Annotated in this window: 24 protein-coding genes; 23 read left to right on the top strand and 1 reads right to left on the bottom strand. The window is 37.0% G+C overall.

Annotated elements, in window-relative coordinates:
• Positions 1-213 precede the first annotated feature (213 nt).
• The 10 genes from ACH0CI_RS25335 to rsmI all read left to right on the top strand — a co-directional run bounded on the left by ACH0CI_RS25335 (position 214) and on the right by rsmI (position 7,197).
• A complete protein-coding gene (locus ACH0CI_RS25335; RefSeq protein WP_013054842.1) occupies positions 214-396 on the top strand; it encodes a sigma factor G inhibitor Gin in 183 nt (60 codons plus the stop codon).
• 153 nt (positions 397-549) lie between these two features.
• Complete coding sequence (locus ACH0CI_RS25330) at positions 550-1,974, top strand: aminotransferase class I/II-fold pyridoxal phosphate-dependent enzyme (protein WP_335706555.1); 1,425 nt, start codon at positions 550-552, stop codon at positions 1,972-1,974.
• A gap of 16 nt (positions 1,975-1,990) precedes the next feature.
• Entirely contained in the window at positions 1,991-2,617 is a 627-nt protein-coding gene (gene tmk, locus ACH0CI_RS25325) for a dTMP kinase (RefSeq protein WP_028412632.1), read from the top strand.
• A gap of 63 nt (positions 2,618-2,680) precedes the next feature.
• Positions 2,681-3,010 carry a cyclic-di-AMP receptor gene (locus ACH0CI_RS25320; protein ID WP_013054845.1) on the top strand — a complete coding sequence of 110 codons (330 nt, stop codon included), beginning with the start codon at positions 2,681-2,683 and terminating at the stop codon, positions 3,008-3,010.
• A gap of 33 nt (positions 3,011-3,043) precedes the next feature.
• On the top strand, positions 3,044-4,036 hold the full coding sequence (gene holB / locus ACH0CI_RS25315; RefSeq protein WP_013054846.1) for a DNA polymerase III subunit delta': 993 nt from the start codon (positions 3,044-3,046) through the stop codon (positions 4,034-4,036).
• 4 nt (positions 4,037-4,040) lie between these two features.
• A complete protein-coding gene (locus tag ACH0CI_RS25310) occupies positions 4,041-4,868 on the top strand; it encodes a PSP1 domain-containing protein (RefSeq protein ID WP_013054847.1) in 828 nt (275 codons plus the stop codon).
• Positions 4,869-4,882: 14 nt separating this feature from the next.
• Positions 4,883-5,248 carry a DNA replication initiation control protein YabA gene (yabA, locus tag ACH0CI_RS25305; RefSeq protein ID WP_013054848.1) on the top strand — a complete coding sequence of 122 codons (366 nt, stop codon included), beginning with the start codon at positions 4,883-4,885 and terminating at the stop codon, positions 5,246-5,248.
• A 78-nt stretch (positions 5,249-5,326) separates the two neighbouring features.
• The gene (locus ACH0CI_RS25300; protein WP_406902404.1) at positions 5,327-6,073 is read left to right on the top strand and encodes a tRNA1(Val) (adenine(37)-N6)-methyltransferase; all 747 of its coding nucleotides are present in this window, start codon (positions 5,327-5,329) and stop codon (positions 6,071-6,073) included.
• Positions 6,060-6,347 (top strand): GIY-YIG nuclease family protein, encoded by a 288-nt coding sequence (locus ACH0CI_RS25295; protein ID WP_013054850.1) that lies wholly within the window; start codon positions 6,060-6,062, stop codon positions 6,345-6,347. Before ACH0CI_RS25300 ends, ACH0CI_RS25295 begins: the two co-directional genes overlap by 14 nt.
• Entirely contained in the window at positions 6,325-7,197 is an 873-nt protein-coding gene (rsmI, locus tag ACH0CI_RS25290; RefSeq protein ID WP_016762698.1) for a 16S rRNA (cytidine(1402)-2'-O)-methyltransferase, read from the top strand. The genes ACH0CI_RS25295 and rsmI overlap by 23 nt, the downstream gene beginning before the upstream one ends.
• A 32-nt stretch (positions 7,198-7,229) precedes the next feature.
• On the opposite strand, the gene ACH0CI_RS25285 is transcribed toward rsmI, so the two are convergent.
• On the bottom strand, positions 7,230-7,520 hold the full coding sequence (locus ACH0CI_RS25285; RefSeq protein ID WP_170836841.1) for a transition state genes transcriptional regulator AbrB: 291 nt from the start codon (positions 7,518-7,520) through the stop codon (positions 7,230-7,232).
• A 565-nt stretch (positions 7,521-8,085) separates the two neighbouring features.
• Between ACH0CI_RS25285 and metG the strand changes: the two genes are divergently transcribed.
• From metG to ACH0CI_RS25220, 13 genes are all read left to right on the top strand, one after another.
• Positions 8,086-10,068 (top strand): methionine--tRNA ligase, encoded by a 1,983-nt coding sequence (gene metG / locus ACH0CI_RS25280; RefSeq protein ID WP_028412634.1) that lies wholly within the window; start codon positions 8,086-8,088, stop codon positions 10,066-10,068.
• Between the two features lie 71 nt (positions 10,069-10,139).
• Positions 10,140-10,910 (top strand): TatD family hydrolase, encoded by a 771-nt coding sequence (locus ACH0CI_RS25275; protein WP_045294824.1) that lies wholly within the window; start codon positions 10,140-10,142, stop codon positions 10,908-10,910.
• Positions 10,911-11,133: 223 nt separating this feature from the next.
• Entirely contained in the window at positions 11,134-11,697 is a 564-nt protein-coding gene (gene rnmV, locus ACH0CI_RS25270; protein ID WP_028412636.1) for a ribonuclease M5, read from the top strand.
• On the top strand, positions 11,691-12,569 hold the full coding sequence (rsmA, locus tag ACH0CI_RS25265; protein ID WP_028412637.1) for a 16S rRNA (adenine(1518)-N(6)/adenine(1519)-N(6))-dimethyltransferase RsmA: 879 nt from the start codon (positions 11,691-11,693) through the stop codon (positions 12,567-12,569). The genes rnmV and rsmA overlap by 7 nt, the downstream gene beginning before the upstream one ends.
• 77 nt (positions 12,570-12,646) lie before the next feature.
• Positions 12,647-13,519, top strand: coding sequence for a sporulation peptidase YabG (gene yabG / locus ACH0CI_RS25260; protein ID WP_028412638.1), 873 nt, complete (start codon positions 12,647-12,649; stop codon positions 13,517-13,519).
• Positions 13,520-13,792: 273 nt separating this feature from the next.
• A complete protein-coding gene (veg, locus tag ACH0CI_RS25255; RefSeq protein WP_013054859.1) occupies positions 13,793-14,026 on the top strand; it encodes a biofilm formation stimulator Veg in 234 nt (77 codons plus the stop codon).
• Between the two features lie 194 nt (positions 14,027-14,220).
• Positions 14,221-14,391 carry a small, acid-soluble spore protein, alpha/beta type gene (locus ACH0CI_RS25250; protein WP_016762700.1) on the top strand — a complete coding sequence of 57 codons (171 nt, stop codon included), beginning with the start codon at positions 14,221-14,223 and terminating at the stop codon, positions 14,389-14,391.
• A gap of 193 nt (positions 14,392-14,584) precedes the next feature.
• A complete protein-coding gene (ispE, locus tag ACH0CI_RS25245; RefSeq protein WP_013054861.1) occupies positions 14,585-15,454 on the top strand; it encodes a 4-(cytidine 5'-diphospho)-2-C-methyl-D-erythritol kinase in 870 nt (289 codons plus the stop codon).
• Between the two features lie 56 nt (positions 15,455-15,510).
• Positions 15,511-16,332: a pur operon repressor gene (purR, locus tag ACH0CI_RS25240; RefSeq protein ID WP_013054862.1), complete on the top strand. Its 822-nt coding sequence runs from the start codon at positions 15,511-15,513 to the stop codon at positions 16,330-16,332.
• Positions 16,333-16,353: 21 nt separating this feature from the next.
• Entirely contained in the window at positions 16,354-16,731 is a 378-nt protein-coding gene (locus ACH0CI_RS25235) for a RidA family protein (protein ID WP_013054863.1), read from the top strand.
• A gap of 155 nt (positions 16,732-16,886) precedes the next feature.
• Positions 16,887-17,177, top strand: coding sequence for a septation regulator SpoVG (gene spoVG, locus ACH0CI_RS25230; RefSeq protein WP_013054864.1), 291 nt, complete (start codon positions 16,887-16,889; stop codon positions 17,175-17,177).
• Between the two features lie 194 nt (positions 17,178-17,371).
• Positions 17,372-18,751 (top strand): bifunctional UDP-N-acetylglucosamine diphosphorylase/glucosamine-1-phosphate N-acetyltransferase GlmU, encoded by a 1,380-nt coding sequence (gene glmU, locus ACH0CI_RS25225; RefSeq protein ID WP_014462060.1) that lies wholly within the window; start codon positions 17,372-17,374, stop codon positions 18,749-18,751.
• A gap of 18 nt (positions 18,752-18,769) precedes the next feature.
• The gene (locus tag ACH0CI_RS25220) at positions 18,770-19,723 is read left to right on the top strand and encodes a ribose-phosphate diphosphokinase (protein ID WP_014462059.1); all 954 of its coding nucleotides are present in this window, start codon (positions 18,770-18,772) and stop codon (positions 19,721-19,723) included.
• Positions 19,724-19,865: the final 142 nt, after the last annotated feature.

The following is a 19,865-nucleotide window of genomic DNA, read 5'->3' as shown; positions in this document are numbered from 1 at the left end:
GAACACGGAAGTTAAGCTCTTTAGCGCCAATGGTAGTTGGGACTTTGTCCCTGTGAGAGTAGGACGTTGCCAGGCACTTGAAAAAAGACTAGCTATTTTAGCTAGTCTTTTTTTATTATTCACAAAGTATAAGCTATCTACATAAAATGGGGTAAATGAACTGCATAAAGAAGTTACATCTTGTCGATACTTATTTAGTGGAGGTGGAGAGTAATGGAAAAACAAATTAAAACATGTTCCGTTTGTCATGAACAGCATACAAAGGGTATTGAGGTGTTTTCCAGCTTTATATGCCAACACTGCGAGGTAGAGATTGTAGAGGTGGATTCATCTCATTTTCGTTATCAATTGTTAGTAGATCAATTAAAGAGAATATCAGGAGCGTTTTCTTACTAAAAGCCCTTTTTTATAAGGGCTTCTTTATATGGCTCAAAAAAATCATCTAAGTTTGTTATAATGAAAGAAAAATGAATTTTGATAGGAAAAATGCTTACATATTCTTTTATCAAGTTAACAATGTTATATTTACAAAAAGTAAGGAATGGATGTATGGATACATATTTACCTTTATATAACCGTTTAGTAAGGCATAGCGAAAAGAGGTCACTCTCTTACCACGTGCCCGGCCATAAAAATGGTCAAATTCTACCTTCACATATTCAGTCTTCTTACGCAGATTTTTTGCAATACGATCTAACGGAAATTAGCGGATTAGATGATTTACATGAAGCAGAATCTGTTATTAAAGAAGCACAAGAGTTAACGGCAAAGTTGTATGGAGTAGATGAAAGCTTTTTTTTAGTTAATGGTTCTACTGTAGGCAACCTCTCAGCAATTTTATCTCTTTGTCAAGAAGGAGATAAAATTGCTGTTCAAAGAGATTCTCATAAATCTATTTTTAATGCTATTACTTTATCAAAGGCATCACCTATTTTTTTAGCTCCTGAAATAGATTCAAAAACACATCTTAGTACAGGTGTATCCATTAAAACAATTAAAGCGGCTTTAGAGCGTTCTGAGGATATAAAAGCATTTGTATTAACAAATCCTACTTACTACGGGGTGGCACGAGATTTAAAGGAGACCATTGACTTTATTCATAGCTACAATATTCCTATAGTTATTGATGAAGCTCATGGAGCCCATTTTATTTTAGGCAATCCTTTTCCGTCGTCAGCTGTTACGTATGGAGCTGACCTTGTCGTTCAGTCAGCACATAAAACGCTACCAGCTATGACAATGGGTTCTTATTTACATATGCAGGGAACATTAGTGAATAAGCAAGCGGTGCGCCATTACCTACAAGTACTTCAGTCAAGCAGTCCTTCATACCCTATTATGGCTTCTCTCGATTTGGCACGGTATTATCTGCAGCAGTTTACACAGCATGATATCGATAGAATGACTGACAATATTCATTCGTTTGTTGAAAAGATTAATAAGATTGATACACTTTCAACTATTAATGTGGAAACAGATCAAACTGCTACCGACCTTTTGAAAATGACATTGACTTGTTCGGCGGCAACAGGATATGATTTGCAAAAGGAACTGGAAAAACAAGATATTTATACAGAACTAGCTGACGTTAACTATGTATTGTTTGTTCTACCGTTAAGCAGCAGTTGGGACTTTAATGATACAATTAAGCGGGTTAGACAAGCAGTAGCAAATATACAGCGTAAGTCGTATGAAAAACCACTAATCAAACCATTTCGTTTTTCAAGGGCAACGGTTCTCCTGTCTATGGAAGAAAGAAAATTAAGGACAAAGCATATGTGTTCGTTTGAAGAAGCGATTGGGTGTGTAAGCGCACAATCTATTATTCCATATCCTCCTGGAATTCCTATTTTAATGGAGGGAGAAACGATTACGGGCAATCATATTGACTACATTTTGCATATTCAAAGGTTAAATGGTCATATTCAAGGCGGCTCTTGTATGGAAGAAGGAAAGATAGAAGTATTTAAATAGAGAAAGGAATTTATACATGTCAGGAACGTTTATTACATTCGAAGGGCCAGAGGGTGCTGGTAAGACGACCATCATCCATATGGTTCAACAAAAATTAATACAAGATGGCTATAACATTGTATTAACAAGAGAGCCTGGAGGCATACGAATTGCTGAACAAATTCGTGAAATCATCTTAAATCCATCTAACACGGAAATGGATGCCAGAACAGAAGCACTTCTTTACGCTGCGGCTAGGAGACAACATCTTGTAGAAAAAGTGATTCCTGAGCTAAATAAAGGGAATATAGTATTATGTGACCGTTTTATTGATAGCTCACTTGCTTATCAAGGAAATGCGCGGGGGATAGGTGTAGAAGATATTTTTGCTATCAATCAATTTGCTATTGAGCAAACGATGCCACAGGCCACTTTATATTTTGATATTGAGCCTGAGGTAGGATTAGAAAGAATTAATAAAGGTCGAAAAGATGAGATTAATCGATTAGATTTAGAATCCTTAGACTTTCATTACAAAGTACGAGATGGATATCTATCTCTTTTGAGTCAATTTCCAGAGCGTATTCGCCGAATTGATGCAAATCAATCCATTGAAAAGGTCTGTGAAGAAGCTTATAAACAGATACAATTGATTTTAAAATAAATACAGATGATTGTTATTCTTGCTATACTATTCTTAACAATAAAGTAAAATGAGGTGTTATTCATGAAATTAGTAATGGCCGTTATTCAAGATTCAGATAGCTCAAAGCTTTTAAATGCACTTGTAGAAAGAGGATTTCGTTCAACCAAATTATCAAGTACGGGCGGATTTTTAAAATCAGGGAATACAACAATTATGATTGGTACAGATGATCATAAAGTAGATGAAGTACTTGATATTATTAAGGGCCAATGTGAAAACCGCAGACAGATGATTTCTCCTGTGGCACCGATGGGTGGTAATGCAGATTCATACATTCCGTATCCTGTTGAAGTTGAAGTGGGCGGAGCTACAGTATTCGTACTACCAGTAGATCAATTTCATCAATTTTAAGAGAGAAGATTTTAAATAGAAAGTGATGATTGAATGGGAAATACATGGGAACAGCTTGAAGCTCTTCAGCCGAACGTATTAAAGATTTTGCAAAACAGCTTACTTAAAGAGCGAGTTGCTCATGCTTATTTATTTGAAGGAAGCAAAGGAACAGGTAAAAAACAAATTAGTTTTTTGTTTGCTAAAGCACTGTTTTGCCAAAATCCAGTTAATCATAGGCCATGCCATGAGTGCAGTAACTGCCGGCGAATTGATTCAGGTAATCATCCAGATATTCACTTGATTGAGCCAGCTGGTTTATCGATTAAAAAAGAGCAAATTCAATTCTTGCAATCAGAATTCACAAAAACCGGTGTTGAATCTAATAAAAAGTTATATATTGTGAATCATGTTGATAAAATGACAGTAAGCGCAGCAAATAGTTTACTGAAATTTTTAGAAGAGCCTGGCAACGGAACTTATGCAATTTTATTAACAGAAAATATACAGCGCTTATTAGATACGATTATCTCACGTTGCCAAGTAATATCATTTCGATCTCTTACACCAGAACAGTTAGCTGAAAAACTAGTAGAAAATGGCCTTTCCGCAGTAGATGCGTCCATCTTGTCTAATTTAACAAACAGCATTGATGAAGCAATTGAATTAAGTAAAGATGAATGGTTTGGACTTGCAATAAAGTTAGTGATACAATTATATGAAGTGTTAACAACGAGACCTCAACAAGCTCTTCTTTTTATTCATGAAAAGTGGGTAACACATTTTAAAGAAAAAGAACAAGCTCATATTGGTTTAACTTTATTGATGCTTCTTTACCGTGATTTGTTGACGCTGCAAGTTGGACAAGAGTCTAAAATCGTCTATCGTCATAAAATAGAAGAATTAAAACAGCAAGCTCTTCAGACAACGCAGGAAAAAGCGATTTATCGCTTAGAGGTTATCTTGAAGGCCAAAAATAAATTAAATTCAAATATGAATCTACAGTTATTAATGGAACAGCTGGTGTTGGATTTGCAGGAGGGATAAAAGCTTGTATGATGTAGTAGGCGTTCGCTTTAAAAAAGCGGGAAAAATATATTATTTTGACCCTGGAGAACTTACAATTCCAGATGGTGAGTTTGTTATTGTAGAAACAGTTCGTGGTGTTGAATTTGGCAGAGTGGTTATTAACAAAAAGCAAGTAAGTGAACATGATGTCGTGCTTCCTTTGAAAAAAGTAATCCGCATTGCTGAACAAAAAGACAGGCTGATTGTGGATGAAAATAAACAAGCTGCTAGAGAAGCGTATGACGTATGCGTGCAAAAAATTCAATCACACGATTTAGATATGAAGTTAGTAGATGTAGAATATACGTTTGATCGTAATAAAGTCATTTTTTATTTTACAGCAGACGGCCGTATTGATTTTAGAGAGCTAGTTAAAGATTTAGCTGCTATTTTCCGTACGCGAATTGAGCTTCGTCAAATTGGTGTACGAGACGAGGCAAAACTGTTGGGTGGGATAGGTCCTTGTGGACGTATGCTATGTTGCTCAACGTTTTTAGGTGATTTTGAGCCGGTTTCTATTAAGATGGCCAAAGACCAAAACCTATCGCTTAATCCAACGAAAATTTCTGGTTTATGCGGACGTTTGATGTGTTGTTTAAAATATGAAAATGATGAGTATGAAACGGCAAAAGAACAGCTTCCTGATATAGGCTCAACAATTAAAACTTCAGATGGTTCAGGACGTGTAGTAGGTTTGAATATTTTGGAAAGAATTATTCAAGTGGAACTGTCAGATCACGAACAAATTTTAGAGTATACTCTGGATGAGATCAATAATGAAGGTGCTGTTTCGTTTCAAGCCACAGATTAACGAGGTGGGCAAAGGTGGATAAAAAAGAGATTTTTGATTCGGTGACAAACATGGAGGAACAAATTGGTCATTTATATAAGCAGTTAGGTGAGTTGAAAGAGCATCTTGCTGAGCTAATTGAAGAAAATCATCATCTGCAAATAGAAAATGATCATTTGCGCCGTCGCCTTGACCAGACAAACTTCGAAACGAAGCTGAAAAATAGACATTCAAAAGCAAGCGCTCAAACAAAAGAGCAAAAACAAATTGATATCGGAGAAGGATATGACAATTTGGCTCGCCTTTACCAAGAGGGTTTTCATATTTGTAACATTCATTATGGAAGTGTGCGTAAAGATGGAGACTGTTTGTTTTGCTTGTCATTTTTAAATAAAAAGTAACAACACCTCTCCCTTTTGGAGAGGTTCTTTTTATGAGTAAAAGATGTAAATAATAGATGTACAAGGAGAAGAACGATTATGGTTGAGTTATATGGAGATGAACGTTTAGATTATCTATTAGCCGATGAGGAAATGCGCATTATTCAAAGTCCATCTGTCTTTTCCTTTTCATTGGATGCTGTGCTTTTATCTCACTTTGCTTATGTCCCAATTCGTAAAGGCAACTTGGTTGATTTATGTTCAGGAAACGGTGTAATCCCACTGTTTTTATCTAAACGAACAAAGGGAAAAATCATTGGTCTAGAAATTCAAGAGCGGCTACACAGTATGGCACAAAGAAGTATTGCGTATAATCAGCTGGATGGGCAGATTAAAATGATACATGGTGATTTAAAAAATGCACCTCAAGAACTGGGTTATGGAAAATATGATGTTGTAACATGTAATCCTCCTTATTTCACCACATCCAATAAAGAAGAAATAAATGAAAACGAACACTTTGCAATCGCTCGCCACGAAATTCATTGTTCGTTGGAAGATGTGATTAGAGCCAGTAGTCAACTAGTTAAGCAAGGCGGAAAAGTAGCATTGGTTCACCGTCCAGGGAGACTATTAGATATCGTTACGTTAATGAGGCAATACCGTTTAGAGCCAAAGAGACTTCAGTTTGTCTATCCTAAAGATGGGAAAGAAGCAAATACACTTTTAATTGAAGGTACGAAGGATGGAAGTCCAGATTTAAAGATTCTTCCTCCGCTGGTGGTCTACCAAGATAATGATGAATACACGGACGAATTAAAAAGGATTTTATATGGAACAGAATAATCATTATTTTTATGTAGTTGAATGCAAGGACTGTACGTATTACGCTGGTTACACGAATAATTTGCAAAAACGTATTTCTGTCCATAATGAAGGGAAAGGGGCAAAATATACGAGAGCAAGAAGGCCTGTTTCATTAATTTGGCATGAGGTGTTTACTTCTAAAACAGAAGCTATGCAAAAAGAGTATTGGTTCAAACAGTTAAGCAGAGTGCAAAAACAGGCTTACATTCGAAGGGAGCAAGAAAAGCAGAATGAAATCACAAAAAAGTTATGATGTATCGAATGAACGAGGCGTTTTATATTTAGTTCCCACTCCTATTGGAAACTTAGAGGATATGACATTTCGTGCGATTCGAATTTTAAAAGAAGTTGATTATATTGCCGCAGAAGATACGAGACAAACGAAAAAACTATGTAACCACTTTGAAATCGATACGCCTATTACAAGTTATCATGAACATAATAAACATACAAAAAGTGAACAGCTGTTAAGCGACTTGGACAGTGAAAAAAATATTGCTTTAGTAAGCGACGCGGGTATGCCCTGTATTTCAGATCCTGGTTATGAGTTAGTGGTAGCTGCCGTTAAAGAAGGATATACGGTTGTTCCGCTGCCGGGGCCTAACGCAGCATTAACAGCTTTAATTGCTTCTGGTCTACCTACAGGGCAGTTTTATTTCTATGGATTTTTAAACAGAAATAAAAAACAGCGTAAAGAACAGCTTCAAGAGCTTCAGTATATTAAAGAAAGCATGATATTTTATGAAGCCCCTCATCGATTAAAAGAAACGCTAAAGAGTATAGAAGAAATTTTAGGGAACCGATCTATTGTGTTATGTAGAGAGTTAACCAAACGCTATGAAGAATTTTTAAGAGGAAGCGTATTAGAAGCAATTGAATGGACAAATGCCACAGATATTAGAGGGGAATTCTGCTTAATTCTTGAAGGGACAAATGAAGAAGCGCCAGATGAAAGTAATCTATGGTGGGAACAGCTCACCATTATCGAGCACGTTGATCACTATGTAGAAGAAGGACTTTCAAACAAAGAAGCGATTAAGCAAGTGGCAAAAGACCGAGATGTATCAAAACGAGACATTTATAGTGAATATCACGTACATTAAAAAAAGCTGTCTATCATAGACAGCTTTTCGTTTTATTTAGAAGCTTGTAAAGAATCTTGAAGTTCTTTCATGATTTGTTCTGCACCTTCACGGCTTAGAATTAATTTGCCGCTAGCAAGTTGAATGTTATCATCAGATACTTCACCTGTTACTTGGCAAGTCATGTTTGGTTTATATTTTTTTAAGATGATGCGCTCTTCATCTACATAGATTTCTAGAGCATCTTTCTCTGCAATTCCTAATGTACGACGTAATTCAATTGGAATTACTACGCGTCCTAATTCATCAACTTTACGAACAATACCTGTAGATTTCATGTTAATCGTTCTCCTCTCAATGATCATTTTTCTATGTTATTACTTTCGTCATTATTCGACAATTTCAACGTACTTTCATAATACCAGCGTTTCCAAAACTAGTCAATCATTTTATATGTAAAAAAATGTAGCTGGGAAAAATTTTTTCCCCGACTCGTTTAGAAGCTAATTGTGACCGTCAGTCAAGGAATGACAAGGGGTTTCATTGGAAAAAAGATTAATCGCCTAAATAGCTTGATATTAACTATTTTGAAGATAGGGTAAATATAATTCGACATAAAACGACAAAATTAGACCTATTTGTCGTTTTTATCAAAGTGACTTTTTGAATGGGGGTATATTTTATATAAAAATAGGGCGAAGCTGATACAATTAACAGGATTATTTTTTGGGAAAATAGTGATTATTTAAAAATGAAGTGAATCCGTCATATTCCCGTGTATATAGGAAGAGAATGTTTTGAAATTATCATGTAAAATAGTATGATAGATAGTAGAATAAGAAGACAGGGTTTATATGATTACATCCATATAAATCAAAATGTTGAAATGGAATGTTGGAGGTTATGAACATGGCAGATGGAAATAATACATTTTACATTACTACGCCGATTTATTATCCGAGTGGTAAATTACATATAGGGCACGCATACACGACGGTAGCGGGAGATGCAATGGCTCGTTATAAACGTTTGAGAGGGTTTGACGTACGTTATTTAACAGGTACGGATGAACATGGTCAAAAAATTCAGCGAAAAGCAGAAGAGAAAAACGTGACACCTCAGCAATACGTAGATGATATTGTCTCTGGAATCAAAGAGCTGTGGGATAAGATGGATATTTCGTATGACGATTTTATCCGTACAACAGAACCAAGACATAAAGAAATCGTGGAAAAAATTTTCGCGCGCCTTTTAGAACAAGGTGATATTTATCTTGATGAGTATGAAGGTTGGTATTCAGTTCCCGATGAGACGTACTATACAGAGCATCAACTAGTAGATCCAATCGTTGAAAATGGAAAAGTTGTAGGTGGGAAAAGCCCGGATAGCGGACACCCTGTAGAGCTCGTTCGAGAAGAGTCCTATTTCTTTAAAATGGGGAAATACGTAGATCGTTTACTAGCTTTTTATGAAGAGAACCCTTCATTTATTCAACCGGAGTCTCGTAAAAACGAAATGATCAATAATTTTATTAAGCCGGGTCTTGAAGACTTAGCTGTTTCTCGTACGACGTTTGATTGGGGGGTAAAAGTTCCAGGTAACCCAAAACACGTTATTTACGTATGGATTGATGCGCTTTCTAACTATATCACCTCTCTTGGGTATGATACTGAGAATGATGAAAACTATCGAAAATACTGGCCGGCTAACGTACATTTAGTAGGAAAAGAAATCGTACGTTTCCATACCATTTATTGGCCAATCATGTTGATGGCACTTGATTTGCCGCTTCCTAAGAAAGTATTTGCTCACGGCTGGTTATTAATGAAAGATGGAAAGATGTCGAAGTCAAAAGGGAATGTAGTAGACCCAGTGACATTGATTGACCGCTATGGGTTAGATGCCCTTCGTTACTACTTGCTTCGTGAAGTTCCATTCGGTTCAGACGGTGTATTCACACCAGAAGCGTTTGTTGAACGTATTAACTTTGACTTAGCAAATGACCTTGGCAACCTAGTTAACCGTACAGTGGCGATGATTAATAAGTATTTTGATGGTGTTATTCCGACTTATGAAGGAAATGTAACAGAGTTTGATGCACTTATCGTACAAGCTCAAAAAGATACAGTGAATAAATATGAAGAAGCGATGGAGGATATGGAGTTTTCAGTGGCTCTTGCTTCTATCTGGCAATATGTAAGCCGCACGAATAAATACATTGATGAAACGCAGCCTTGGGCGTTAGCAAAAGATGAGAATAAGCGTGCAGAACTTGCTTCCGTTATGACACATCTAGCTGAATCAATTCGTCACATTGCGGTATTACTACAGCCATTCTTAACACGTACACCTGAGAAAATTTTTGCTCAGATCGGTGTAAAAGAAGATGTGTTAAAAACGTGGGAAAGCACGACGCGCTTTAATATGCTTAAAGAAGGCACAAAAGTAGAAAAAGGTGAGCCAATGTTCCCTCGTCTAGATCGAGAAGAAGAGGTAGCGTTTATTAAAGAGCAGATGCAAGGAAGTGCTCCGAAGGAAGAAAAACCTGTTGTGAAGGAAGAGCCTTCTGAAGAGATTACGATTGATGATTTCATGAAAGTAGAGCTTCGTGTAGCGCAAGTTACGCAAGTAGAACCAGTTAAGAAGGCAGATAAACTATTAAAGCTGCAGCTTGATCTTGGCTATGAAAAACGCCAAGTTGTATCAGGTATTGCCAAGTTTTATAAGCCTGAAGAATTAGTAGGTCGCAAAGTAATTTGTGTAACCAACTTAAAACCTGTAAAATTGCGCGGCGAACTATCACAAGGAATGATTTTAGCCGGTGAAGATGAGAATGGTCTTTCACTAGCAAGCGTAGATCAAAACTTAGCAAACGGCACGAAGATAAAATAAGTATAGGTAAAAGGGGTGTTTCACGTGTAACATGCGAGGACCCCCTTTTATTCATGGAAAGGATCGATTAGATGTTATTTGATACACATGTTCATTTAAACGCAGAACAGTATGAAGACGATTTGCAAGAAGTAATTAATCGCGCGTTAGAAAAAGGTGTTCAAAACATGGTGGTTGTTGGATTTGATGAACCTACCATTAAAAAAGCTATTCAAATAGCTGAAACGTACGAATTTATCTATGCTAGTGTAGGCTGGCATCCAGTAGATGCAATTGATATGACGGATGAGCATTTAGCTTGGATTGAAGAGTTAGCTCAGCATCCGAAAGTTGTGGCTTTAGGAGAGATGGGATTAGACTATCATTGGGATAAATCACCTAAAGAGGTTCAAAAGGACGTATTTCGCCGTCAAATTCGCTTAGCGCGCAAAGTGAATTTACCTATCATTATTCATAATCGTGATGCCACCGAAGACGTGGTAACCATTTTAAAAGAAGAGCACGTAGAGGAAGTAGGCGGGATTATGCATTGCTTCACGGGCAGTATTGAAGTAGCGAAGCAGTGTATGGATATGAATATGTATATTTCTTTTGGTGGACCTGTTACTTTTAAAAATGCAAAAAAACCAAAAGAAGTTGCTGCAGAACTTCCTTTAGATAAACTATTAATTGAAACAGACTGTCCTTATCTAACTCCTCATCCATTCCGCGGCAAGCGCAATGAACCTGGTTATGTGTCATACGTAGCGGAGCAAATTGCAGAGTTAAAAGGCATAACGTATGAAGAGTTGGCTGATATTACAACAGCTAACGCTAAAAAGCTATTTGGCATTAATGATTAAAACTTTTTCTCATATAACAATCATTTTCGTGTTAAAGTAAAGATAGGCGCAGAGGAGAATGTTATCCTCTGCCTTTTTCAGTTAAAATAACAGATAGATGCTTTTTAATTTAGTTGATAATAAGATAAAACGTTGATTTCATAGAAGAAAAATGATGTGAGTAACGAGCATTTCATTTTTACTGAAAAGCAAATGAACAAAACTGAATGTTTTGGAGGAAGAAATGAAGATTAAAGAAATTATTGTAGTAGAAGGTCGGGACGATACCGTAGCGATTAAACGTGCAGTGGATGCGGATACTATCGAGACAAATGGATCAGCTGTAAATGAAGAAACCATTGAAAAAGTAAAATTAGCTCAAAAAACAAGAGGCGTAATTATTTTTACAGATCCAGATTATCCAGGACAGCGAATTCGAAATATTGTTTCAGAACGTGTTCCAGGATGTAAACATGCATTTTTAGATAAAGAAGAGGCTCGCCCTAAAAACGGCAAAGGTATTGGAGTTGAACATGCTTCTATTGCGTCTATTCAAAAAGCACTAAAAGATGTAAAGCAAGAGTGGGTAGAAGCAGATATGGAGATTTCTCAAGAGGATTTAATCGTAGCTCGTTTGGTAGGAGATAGTAAAGCCAAGTCTCGACGTGAAAGAATAGGAAAGTTATTAAAAATAGGCTATGCCAATGGAAAGCAGCTTCATAAACGATTACAGATGTTCCAAATTTCAAAAGAGGAGTTTATCAAAGCTGTTGAGCAGATAAATAAGGAGGAAAAGGAATCGTGTTAAAAGATATTGCAACGCCTAATCGAACCAAGGAAATTTTAAAGAAATACGGTTTTACATTTAAAAAGAGTTTGGGACAAAATTTTTTAATTGATACGAACATTTTACATCGCATTGTTGATCATGCAGAAATAACAGAAGAAACGGGAGCAATTGAAATTGGACCCGGTATCGGAGCGTTAACTGAACAGCTAGCAAAGCGCGCAAAAAAAGTACTGGCATTTGAAATCGACCAGCGTCTGCTTCCGATTTTAGCCGACACTCTTTCTCCTTACCCAAATGCAAAAGTTATTCATCAAGATGTGTTAAAAGCGGATTTAAAAGAGACGCTCGAACAAGAATTCGAAAACATAGAAGATTTAATGGTCGTTGCGAATTTACCGTATTACGTGACGACACCCATTTTGATGAAATTATTAGAAGAGCAAATTCCGGTACGGGGAATCGTTGTTATGCTTCAAAAAGAAGTTGCAGACCGTATAGCAGCTAAACCGGGAACAAAGGAGTACGGTTCACTCTCTATTGCGATTCAATACTATACAGAGGCTGAGACGGTTATGATTGTGCCTAAAACAGTATTTAATCCGCAGCCTAATGTAGATTCAGCTGTTATTCGGCTGCTGAGAAGACCGAAGCCAGCGGTAGAAGTACAAGATGAAGCATTCTTCTTCCAAGTTGTACGAGCAAGTTTTGGACAGCGCCGAAAAACCATTTTAAACAATCTAGTGAACAACTTGCCAAATGGGAAACAGAAAAAAGCGGACATTGAGCAAGCACTTGCAACTGCTGAAATTGATCCGAAAAGAAGAGGCGAAACGCTGTCTATTCAAGAATTCGGAGCGTTAAGTGACCAACTTTTAAAATCATTTCGCTAAATCATCACATTTTTATCATGAAGTCATAGGCTATGAAGAGAATTTATTTTTGAAGTAGCAAAGACGGAGTGAAGCATATGAACATCAAAATTGGTGATATAGTTACACGACCTTCTTATCAAAGAGATTTGCTTTTTCGTGTTATAGCTATTAATGACAGCGAAGCGGGGAAATATGCGACTTTAATAGGAGAAGACGTTCGGTTGATTGCCGACGCTCCTTGTACAGATTTAGAGGTTGTGGATGCTAAAGAACAGGATCAAAGAAAAAAACAAGAAGAAGAACTTTTAGAAAGATCCTTGGAGCTTATTCAACAGGATTATCGGCTCGTTCGAGAGAAAACTGAATATAGCATGACTAATGGATACAGCCATTCACATCGCTTGTTTCAAATTCCTGGAAAGGTCCTGCACGTAGACGGAGACCCTAATTATTTACGTAAATGTTTATTAGTTTACGAAAAAATTGGTGTTCCTGTTTATGGTGTTCATTGCGTAGAGTCAGAGATGCCGGAGAAAGTTGGAAAGTTAATTGAGGATGTAAGGCCTGATATTCTGGTGCTGACAGGGCATGATGCTTATTCCAAAGGAAAAGGAAATAAGGATGATCTTCTTGCTTATAGACATTCCAAGCACTATATTCGAACAGTCCAAGAAGCAAGAAAAAGAGTTGGTAATTTAGATCAGCTGGTGATTTTTGCAGGTGCCTGTCAATCGCATTTTGAATTATTGATTCAAGCTGGAGCAAACTTTGCTAGTTCACCTTCGCGTGTAAATATTCATGCGCTTGACCCCGTGTATGTAGTAGCAAAACTAAGTTTTACTCCTTTCACGGATCGTATTAATGTATGGGACGTCTTACGTAATACATTAACGGGTGCTAAAGGTTTAGGAGGAGTAGAAACAAAAGGGCTGCTTCGCACGGGCATGCCTTATGAAAGCGATGAGTAGAAATAAAAACAACTGGTTACAGCATGTACACGCATGATGTGCAACCAGTTGTTTTTTCGTATGAAGCCAAAGTATACGCTGAATTTCACAAAATCATTTTCAATATTTGCTAAAGATATACATATTTCGTTAAAAAACGAGCATACTAACAGCGAAATGTAGATTCATGTTGAAAATTATTTATTGACACAATTAGAGATAGATTGTTATAATTTTATGTTTTTGACTATTTTTCTAACATGTGTTACACTATACATAGTGAGGTGGACCAATATGGCGAAAACTTTGTCTGATATTAAGCAAGCGCTGGATTTGCACCTAGGCCAACGATTAACTTTAAAAGCAAACGGTGGTCGTAGAAAAACAGTAGAACGTTCAGGTGTATTAACAGAAACGTACCCATCTGTTTTTATCGTTGAATTAGATCAAGAGGAAAACTCTTTGGAGCGCGTTTCGTATAGTTACGCAGATGTGTTAACGGAAACAGTGCAACTAAAATTTTTCTAAGAATGACATAGGCAATATAGCAAGTGGTGATGAGCAGTGGACATTGGTTTACTGCTTTTTTATTGGTCTTTTTTTCAAATTATATATACATTATTTTTTATACATACTATACATATCGTCCTCGCATTTTCATGTATAAAGAGCGAGGAGATTCAGGTTGAAATTTCATTTTATACGTAAAGGAGCCATGTACAATGTCAAGGCGTAGAGGGATTATGTCATCGAAGCTGAAAGAAGAACTGGCTAAAGAACTTGGTTTTTACGATACTGTACAAGCAGAAGGTTGGGGCGCTATTCGGGCAAAAGACGCAGGCAATATGGTGAAGCGAGCAGTGGAGCTTGCACAGCAGCAGCTAAGGCAATAGTGAAAATCAATGCTTATGCGATTATTTAAAGTGAAATGAGGAAAACCGAAGTGTATAACCGCTTCGGTTTTTTTGTCCCAAAATGAAAGATAAAACAGAGGATTAAACAAAGATGTTTAAATGAACAGCTATATCTTGTTCATTTTATGATAAAATAGCGTTAAACTCGATAAGATGAAGTAGGTGAAGTAAGTTGAAATTAATGGTGAAAGCACCGGCTAAAATAAATTTGTCACTTGATGTGTTACATAAACGCCCAGATGGTTACCATGAAGTTAAGATGATTATGACAACAATTGATTTAGCGGACAGAATTGAACTTTCTGATCGTGAAGATGGACGAATTGTTATTTATTCTCATAATCGCTTTGTTCCAGATGACCAGCGAAATCTTGCTTATCAGGCAGCGCAGATTTTGAAGCGACGTTATAACATTTCAAAAGGTGTAAATATATTAATTGATAAACATATTCCAGTAGCTGCTGGATTAGCTGGAGGCAGCAGTGACGCGGCTGCTACATTACGCGGTTTAAATACGTTATGGGAATTAGGGTTATCATTAGACACACTTGCAGAAATAGGGGCTGAGATTGGCTCTGACGTATCTTTTTGCGTGTACGGAGGGACAGCTCTTGCTACAGGGCGCGGAGAGATTGTAGAGCATATTGAGGCACCTCCAAGCTGCTGGGTGATTTTGGCTAAGCCTGAAATAGGTGTTTCTACAGCAGATGTATATCGAAACTTAAAAATTGAGGAAATGGATCATCCTAAAGTAGATGAGATGGTTCACGCCATACAATCAGGAAATTATGATCAAATGTGTAGCCTTGTCGGAAATGTATTGGAAGCAGTAACGCTGAAAATGCATCCGGAAGTAGCTCTCATTAAAGAACAAATAAAGCGTTTTGGCGCCGATGCTGTACTCATGAGCGGCAGTGGGCCAACTGTATTTGGACTTGTACAGCATGATTCACGTATGCATCGCATTTATAATGGATTACGTGGCTTTTGTGATAAAGTTTATGCAGTTAGGTTACTAGGTGAACGAATAACGCTTGAATAAATCCGTATGTTAATGTTATATTTACATTACAATATTCGGATTTTCAGGAGGATGTTATGAAGTTTCGACGTAGTGGACGATTAATTGATATGACCAACTATTTCATTCAAAACCCTCAGCGCCTTATCCCTCTTACGTATTTTGCAGATAAATATGATTCCGCAAAATCATCTATTAGCGAAGATATGGCGATTATTAAACAAACTTTTGAACAGCAGGGTATCGGAACTTTGGTTACGCTACCAGGGGCTGCCGGCGGAGTTAAATTCATTCCAAAGATGACGAATGAAGAAGCCGGTCAGCTTGTTCAAGAATTATGTGGGTTGATTGAAAAACCTGAGCGTTTATTGCCAGGTGGATATTTATATTTAACTGATATTTTAGGGAACCCCCGCGTTGTGAATAAAATCGGTCGCTTGTATGCATCGCTTTTTGCTAACCGCAAAATCGATGTGGTGATGACTGTAGCAACAAAAGGTATTCCTATTGCGTATGCGGTTGCTCAGTATTTAGACGTGCCCGTTGTTATTGTGCGCAGAGACAGTAAAGTAACTGAAGGATCGACCGTTAGTATTAACTACGTGTCAGGTTCATCTAAGCGCATTCAAACGATGCTGTTAGCTAAGAGAAGTTTAGCGGTGGGGTCAAATGTACTCATCATTGATGACTTCATGAAAGCCGGCGGTACGGTAAATGGAATGGTTAGTTTGCTTGAAGAGTTTGATGCAACTGTTGCTGGTATTGGAGTTTTAGTAGAATCAGAAGATATTGAAGAACGTTTAGTGGATGAGTATGTGTCTCTTGTACAATTAACAGATGTAAATATTAAAGATAAACAAATTCGTGTACAGGAAGGCAATTACTTAAAATATATTTGATCAAGTAAGGGAGAGGAACATATGTTACAGGTTCAAACAAAAAATGCACCGCAAGCTATTGGTCCATATTCACAGGGAATTGTTGTGAATAACTTGTTTTACAGTTCAGGTCAAATTCCACTTCGTCCAGATGGTACGTTGGTCGAAGGCGATGTTCAAGTACAAGCTACTCAAGTATTTGAAAATCTAAAAGCAGTTCTTGAAGAAGCAGGAGCTTCTCTAAATACAGTTGTAAAGGCAACCGTGTTCATTAAAGATATGAACGACTTCGCAGCATTAAATGAAGTCTATGGTGACTACTTCGGCGACCATAAGCCGGCACGTTCATGTGTAGAAGTAGCGAGACTACCTAAAGATGTACTTGTTGAAATTGAAGTTATTGCGCTTGTTAAAGGGTAATTAAATTAACAATTTTCTAACAAAAAGCAAGTAACTTCCAATTGTTCACTTTTTTTGCGAAAATTTTCTAAAAATTTTTTCTGAATAGCAGGAAAACACAAAATTCTGTGGAATTAAGTATGTAAAGCTTCGCATAGAAAAAGGTGGTGAACAAGATGGAAGTAACTGACGTAAGATTACGCCGCGTGAACACTGAAGGACGTATGAGAGCGATTGCTTCAATCACATTAGATGGTGAATTTGTTGTTCATGATATTCGTGTGATTGATGGTAATAATGGCTTATTTGTAGCCATGCCAAGTAAACGTACACCGGATGGTGAGTTCCGTGATATTGCACATCCAATCAATTCAAATACTCGCGGAAAGATTCAAGATGCTGTTTTAGCAGAATATCATCGTTTAGGTGAGGTAGAAGTTGAATTCGAAGAAGCGGGTGCTTCGTAAACATATGATACATTAAGAGTCTACTGAAAAGTAGGCTCTTTTCTTTTTGATTACCGCTTATATAATTTCACACCTTTGTAAAACTTTAGCATTACCAAAAAATAAAATTCATGACTTATAAATGATTCCTTGAAATGCTGTCATTTTTGATATAATATTCTTAATGGATAAAAAGGTAAAATTGGAGGCCTGTTATGTCAAAAAGATATGCAGTCATATTGGCAGCTGGTCAGGGTACACGTATGAAGTCATCTTTATATAAAGTGTTACACCCTGTGTGTGGCAAACCGATGGTGCAACACGTAATTGATCAGTTATCACGCTTAGATTTAACAAATTTAATTACAGTTGTAGGTCACGGTGCCGAAAAAGTGAAATCACATGTTGGAGATAAAAGCTTATTTGCTTTACAAGAAGAGCAGTTAGGAACAGCTCATGCAGTAATGCAAGCAGAATCTTTACTTGCACATGAAAAAGGTACGACAATTGTTGTATGTGGAGATACTCCGCTTATTACAGCTGAAACAATTGAATCTTTATTAAAGCATCATGAAGCAACAAATGCAATGGCAACTATTTTAACGGCTCATGCAGAAGATCCAACAGGATATGGACGCATCATTCGAAATGAACAAGGCTCTGTTGAAAAGATTGTTGAGCATAAAGATGCCACAGAACAAGAGCGTCTTGTACAGGAAATTAATACTGGTACGTACTGTTTTGATAATGAGAAATTATTTGAGACACTTTCAAAAGTTTCAAATGATAATGTACAGGGAGAGTACTATTTACCTGATGTTATCGAAATTCTAAAAAATGAAGGTCAAATTATTTCTGCATATCAAACATCCGATTTTGCTGAAACATTGGGCGTTAATGATCGATTTGCTCTGTCTCAAGCAGAAGAAACAATGAAAAAGCGTATCAACAAGCAGCATATGTTAAATGGAGTGACGATTGTGGATCCTTCTAACACGTACATTTCAGCAGATGCTGTCATTGGCAGAGATACGGTTATTTATCCTGGTACGGTTATTCAAGGAACAGTTGTAATTGGAGAGAACTGTGAAGTAGGACCTAACAGTGAAATTAAAGACTGTAAAATAGGTAATAATACTTCTATTCGCCATTCTGTTGCTCACGATAGTGAAATTGGTCACGAAGTCACAATTGGCCCATTTGCACATATTCGTCCTCAATCATTAATTGGAGATGAAGTGCGCGTAGGAAACTTTGTAGAAATTAAAAAAGCATCTTTTGGCAAAGGTAGCAAAGCTTCTCATTTAAGTTATATTGGAGACGCAGAGGTCGGAAAAGGTGTAAACTTAGGGTGCGGATCTATTACAGTTAACTACGATGGGAAAAATAAATTTTTAACAAAGATTGAAGATGGGGCATTCGTAGGATGTAACTCAAACTTAATTGCACCTGTAACAATTGGTGAAGGCGCCTATGTTGCAGCTGGTTCAACCGTAACGGATGATGTGCCAGGAAAAGCATTATCAATTGCTCGTGCGAAACAAGTAAATAAAGAAAACTATGCTGAAAAGCTTGATATTAATAAAAAATCCTGACGGAGGTTTCACAATAAAATGTCAAATGTATATGCTGATGAAAATTTAAAGTTATTTACGCTAAATTCAAACAAGGCTTTAGCTGAAGAGATCGCAAAAGTAATTGGTGTGGAATTAGGTAAATGTTCGGTTGATCGTTTCAGTGACGGTGAAATTCAAATTAACATTGAAGAAAGTATCCGTGGTTGTGATGTATTTATCATTCAATCAACAAGTGCTCCAGTTAACGAACACTTAATGGAATTATTAATTATGATTGATGCATTAAAACGTGCATCAGCTAAAACAATTAACATCGTTATGCCTTACTATGGCTATGCTCGTCAGGATCGTAAAGCTCGTGCACGTGAACCAATCACTGCCAAATTAGCAGCAAATATCATTGAAAAAGCGGGAGCTACTCGTATTATCACATTAGATTTACATGCTCCTCAAATTCAAGGTTTCTTCGATATTCCAATTGACCATTTAGTAGGTGTTCCAATTTTAGGTGAATACTTCAAGAGTAAAAACCTTGATGACGTTGTTGTTGTATCTCCGGACCACGGTGGCGTAACGCGTGCTCGCCGTTTAGCGGAACGTCTAAAAGCGCCAATCGCTATCATTGACAAACGTCGCCCACGTCCAAACGTAGCAGAAGTTATGAACATTGTTGGACAAGTGGAAGGGAAAACAGCAATCTTGATTGATGACATGATTGATACAGCTGGTACAATTACAATTGGTGCAAGTGCATTAATTGAAGCAGGTGCAAAAGAAGTATATGCTTGTTGTACACACCCAGTTCTTTCAGGCCCTGCGATTGAGCGTATTCAAAATTCTACAATCAAAGAGCTAGCTGTAACAAACTCTATTGCTTTAACAGAAGATAAGAAAATTGGTAAAGTAACAGAACTTTCGGTAGCTCCGTTAATTGGTGAAGCGATTATTCGTGTTCACGAAGAGCAATCAGTTAGTACGTTATTTGATTGATAAACAGAACCTCTTTCCATTTGGAAAGAGGTTTTTTTGAAAAAAATTAAATGGGCTAATCCTTGGTTTTAAAGGGATTTGGACGGGATGAGCAAAGATATATTGCTAATTGAAACGAGTTTTATGTTTAGCAGCCTTCTAA

The sequence above is a fragment of the Priestia sp. 179-F W1.4 NHS genome, assembly GCF_045369295.1.
In the GTDB taxonomy this organism is placed as follows: Bacteria; Bacillota; Bacilli; order Bacillales; family Bacillaceae_H; genus Priestia; species Priestia zanthoxyli.
Note: the sequence above shows the minus strand (reverse complement) of the source record. Positions and strands in the feature narration are given on the sequence as shown.

Bases quoted from the DNA above. Each gene is read 5' to 3' on its own strand.
- ACH0CI_RS25335 (WP_013054842.1), top strand. From the start codon at position 214: ATGGAAAAACAAATTAAAACATGTTCCGTTTGTCATGAACAGCATACA.
- ACH0CI_RS25330 (WP_335706555.1), top strand. From the start codon at position 550: ATGGATACATATTTACCTTTATATAACCGTTTAGTAAGGCATAGCGAA.
- tmk (WP_028412632.1), top strand. From the start codon at position 1,991: ATGTCAGGAACGTTTATTACATTCGAAGGGCCAGAGGGTGCTGGTAAG.
- ACH0CI_RS25320 (WP_013054845.1), top strand. From the start codon at position 2,681: ATGAAATTAGTAATGGCCGTTATTCAAGATTCAGATAGCTCAAAGCTT.
- holB (WP_013054846.1), top strand. From the start codon at position 3,044: ATGGGAAATACATGGGAACAGCTTGAAGCTCTTCAGCCGAACGTATTA.
- ACH0CI_RS25300 (WP_406902404.1), top strand. From the start codon at position 5,327: ATGGTTGAGTTATATGGAGATGAACGTTTAGATTATCTATTAGCCGAT.
- ACH0CI_RS25295 (WP_013054850.1), top strand. From the start codon at position 6,060: ATGGAACAGAATAATCATTATTTTTATGTAGTTGAATGCAAGGACTGT.
- rsmI (WP_016762698.1), top strand. From the start codon at position 6,325: ATGAAATCACAAAAAAGTTATGATGTATCGAATGAACGAGGCGTTTTA.
- metG (WP_028412634.1), top strand. From the start codon at position 8,086: ATGGCAGATGGAAATAATACATTTTACATTACTACGCCGATTTATTAT.
- ACH0CI_RS25275 (WP_045294824.1), top strand. From the start codon at position 10,140: ATGTTATTTGATACACATGTTCATTTAAACGCAGAACAGTATGAAGAC.
- rnmV (WP_028412636.1), top strand. From the start codon at position 11,134: ATGAAGATTAAAGAAATTATTGTAGTAGAAGGTCGGGACGATACCGTA.
- yabG (WP_028412638.1), top strand. From the start codon at position 12,647: ATGAACATCAAAATTGGTGATATAGTTACACGACCTTCTTATCAAAGA.
- veg (WP_013054859.1), top strand. From the start codon at position 13,793: ATGGCGAAAACTTTGTCTGATATTAAGCAAGCGCTGGATTTGCACCTA.
- ACH0CI_RS25250 (WP_016762700.1), top strand. From the start codon at position 14,221: ATGTCAAGGCGTAGAGGGATTATGTCATCGAAGCTGAAAGAAGAACTG.
- purR (WP_013054862.1), top strand. From the start codon at position 15,511: ATGAAGTTTCGACGTAGTGGACGATTAATTGATATGACCAACTATTTC.
- ACH0CI_RS25235 (WP_013054863.1), top strand. From the start codon at position 16,354: ATGTTACAGGTTCAAACAAAAAATGCACCGCAAGCTATTGGTCCATAT.
- spoVG (WP_013054864.1), top strand. From the start codon at position 16,887: ATGGAAGTAACTGACGTAAGATTACGCCGCGTGAACACTGAAGGACGT.
- glmU (WP_014462060.1), top strand. From the start codon at position 17,372: ATGTCAAAAAGATATGCAGTCATATTGGCAGCTGGTCAGGGTACACGT.
- ACH0CI_RS25220 (WP_014462059.1), top strand. From the start codon at position 18,770: ATGTCAAATGTATATGCTGATGAAAATTTAAAGTTATTTACGCTAAAT.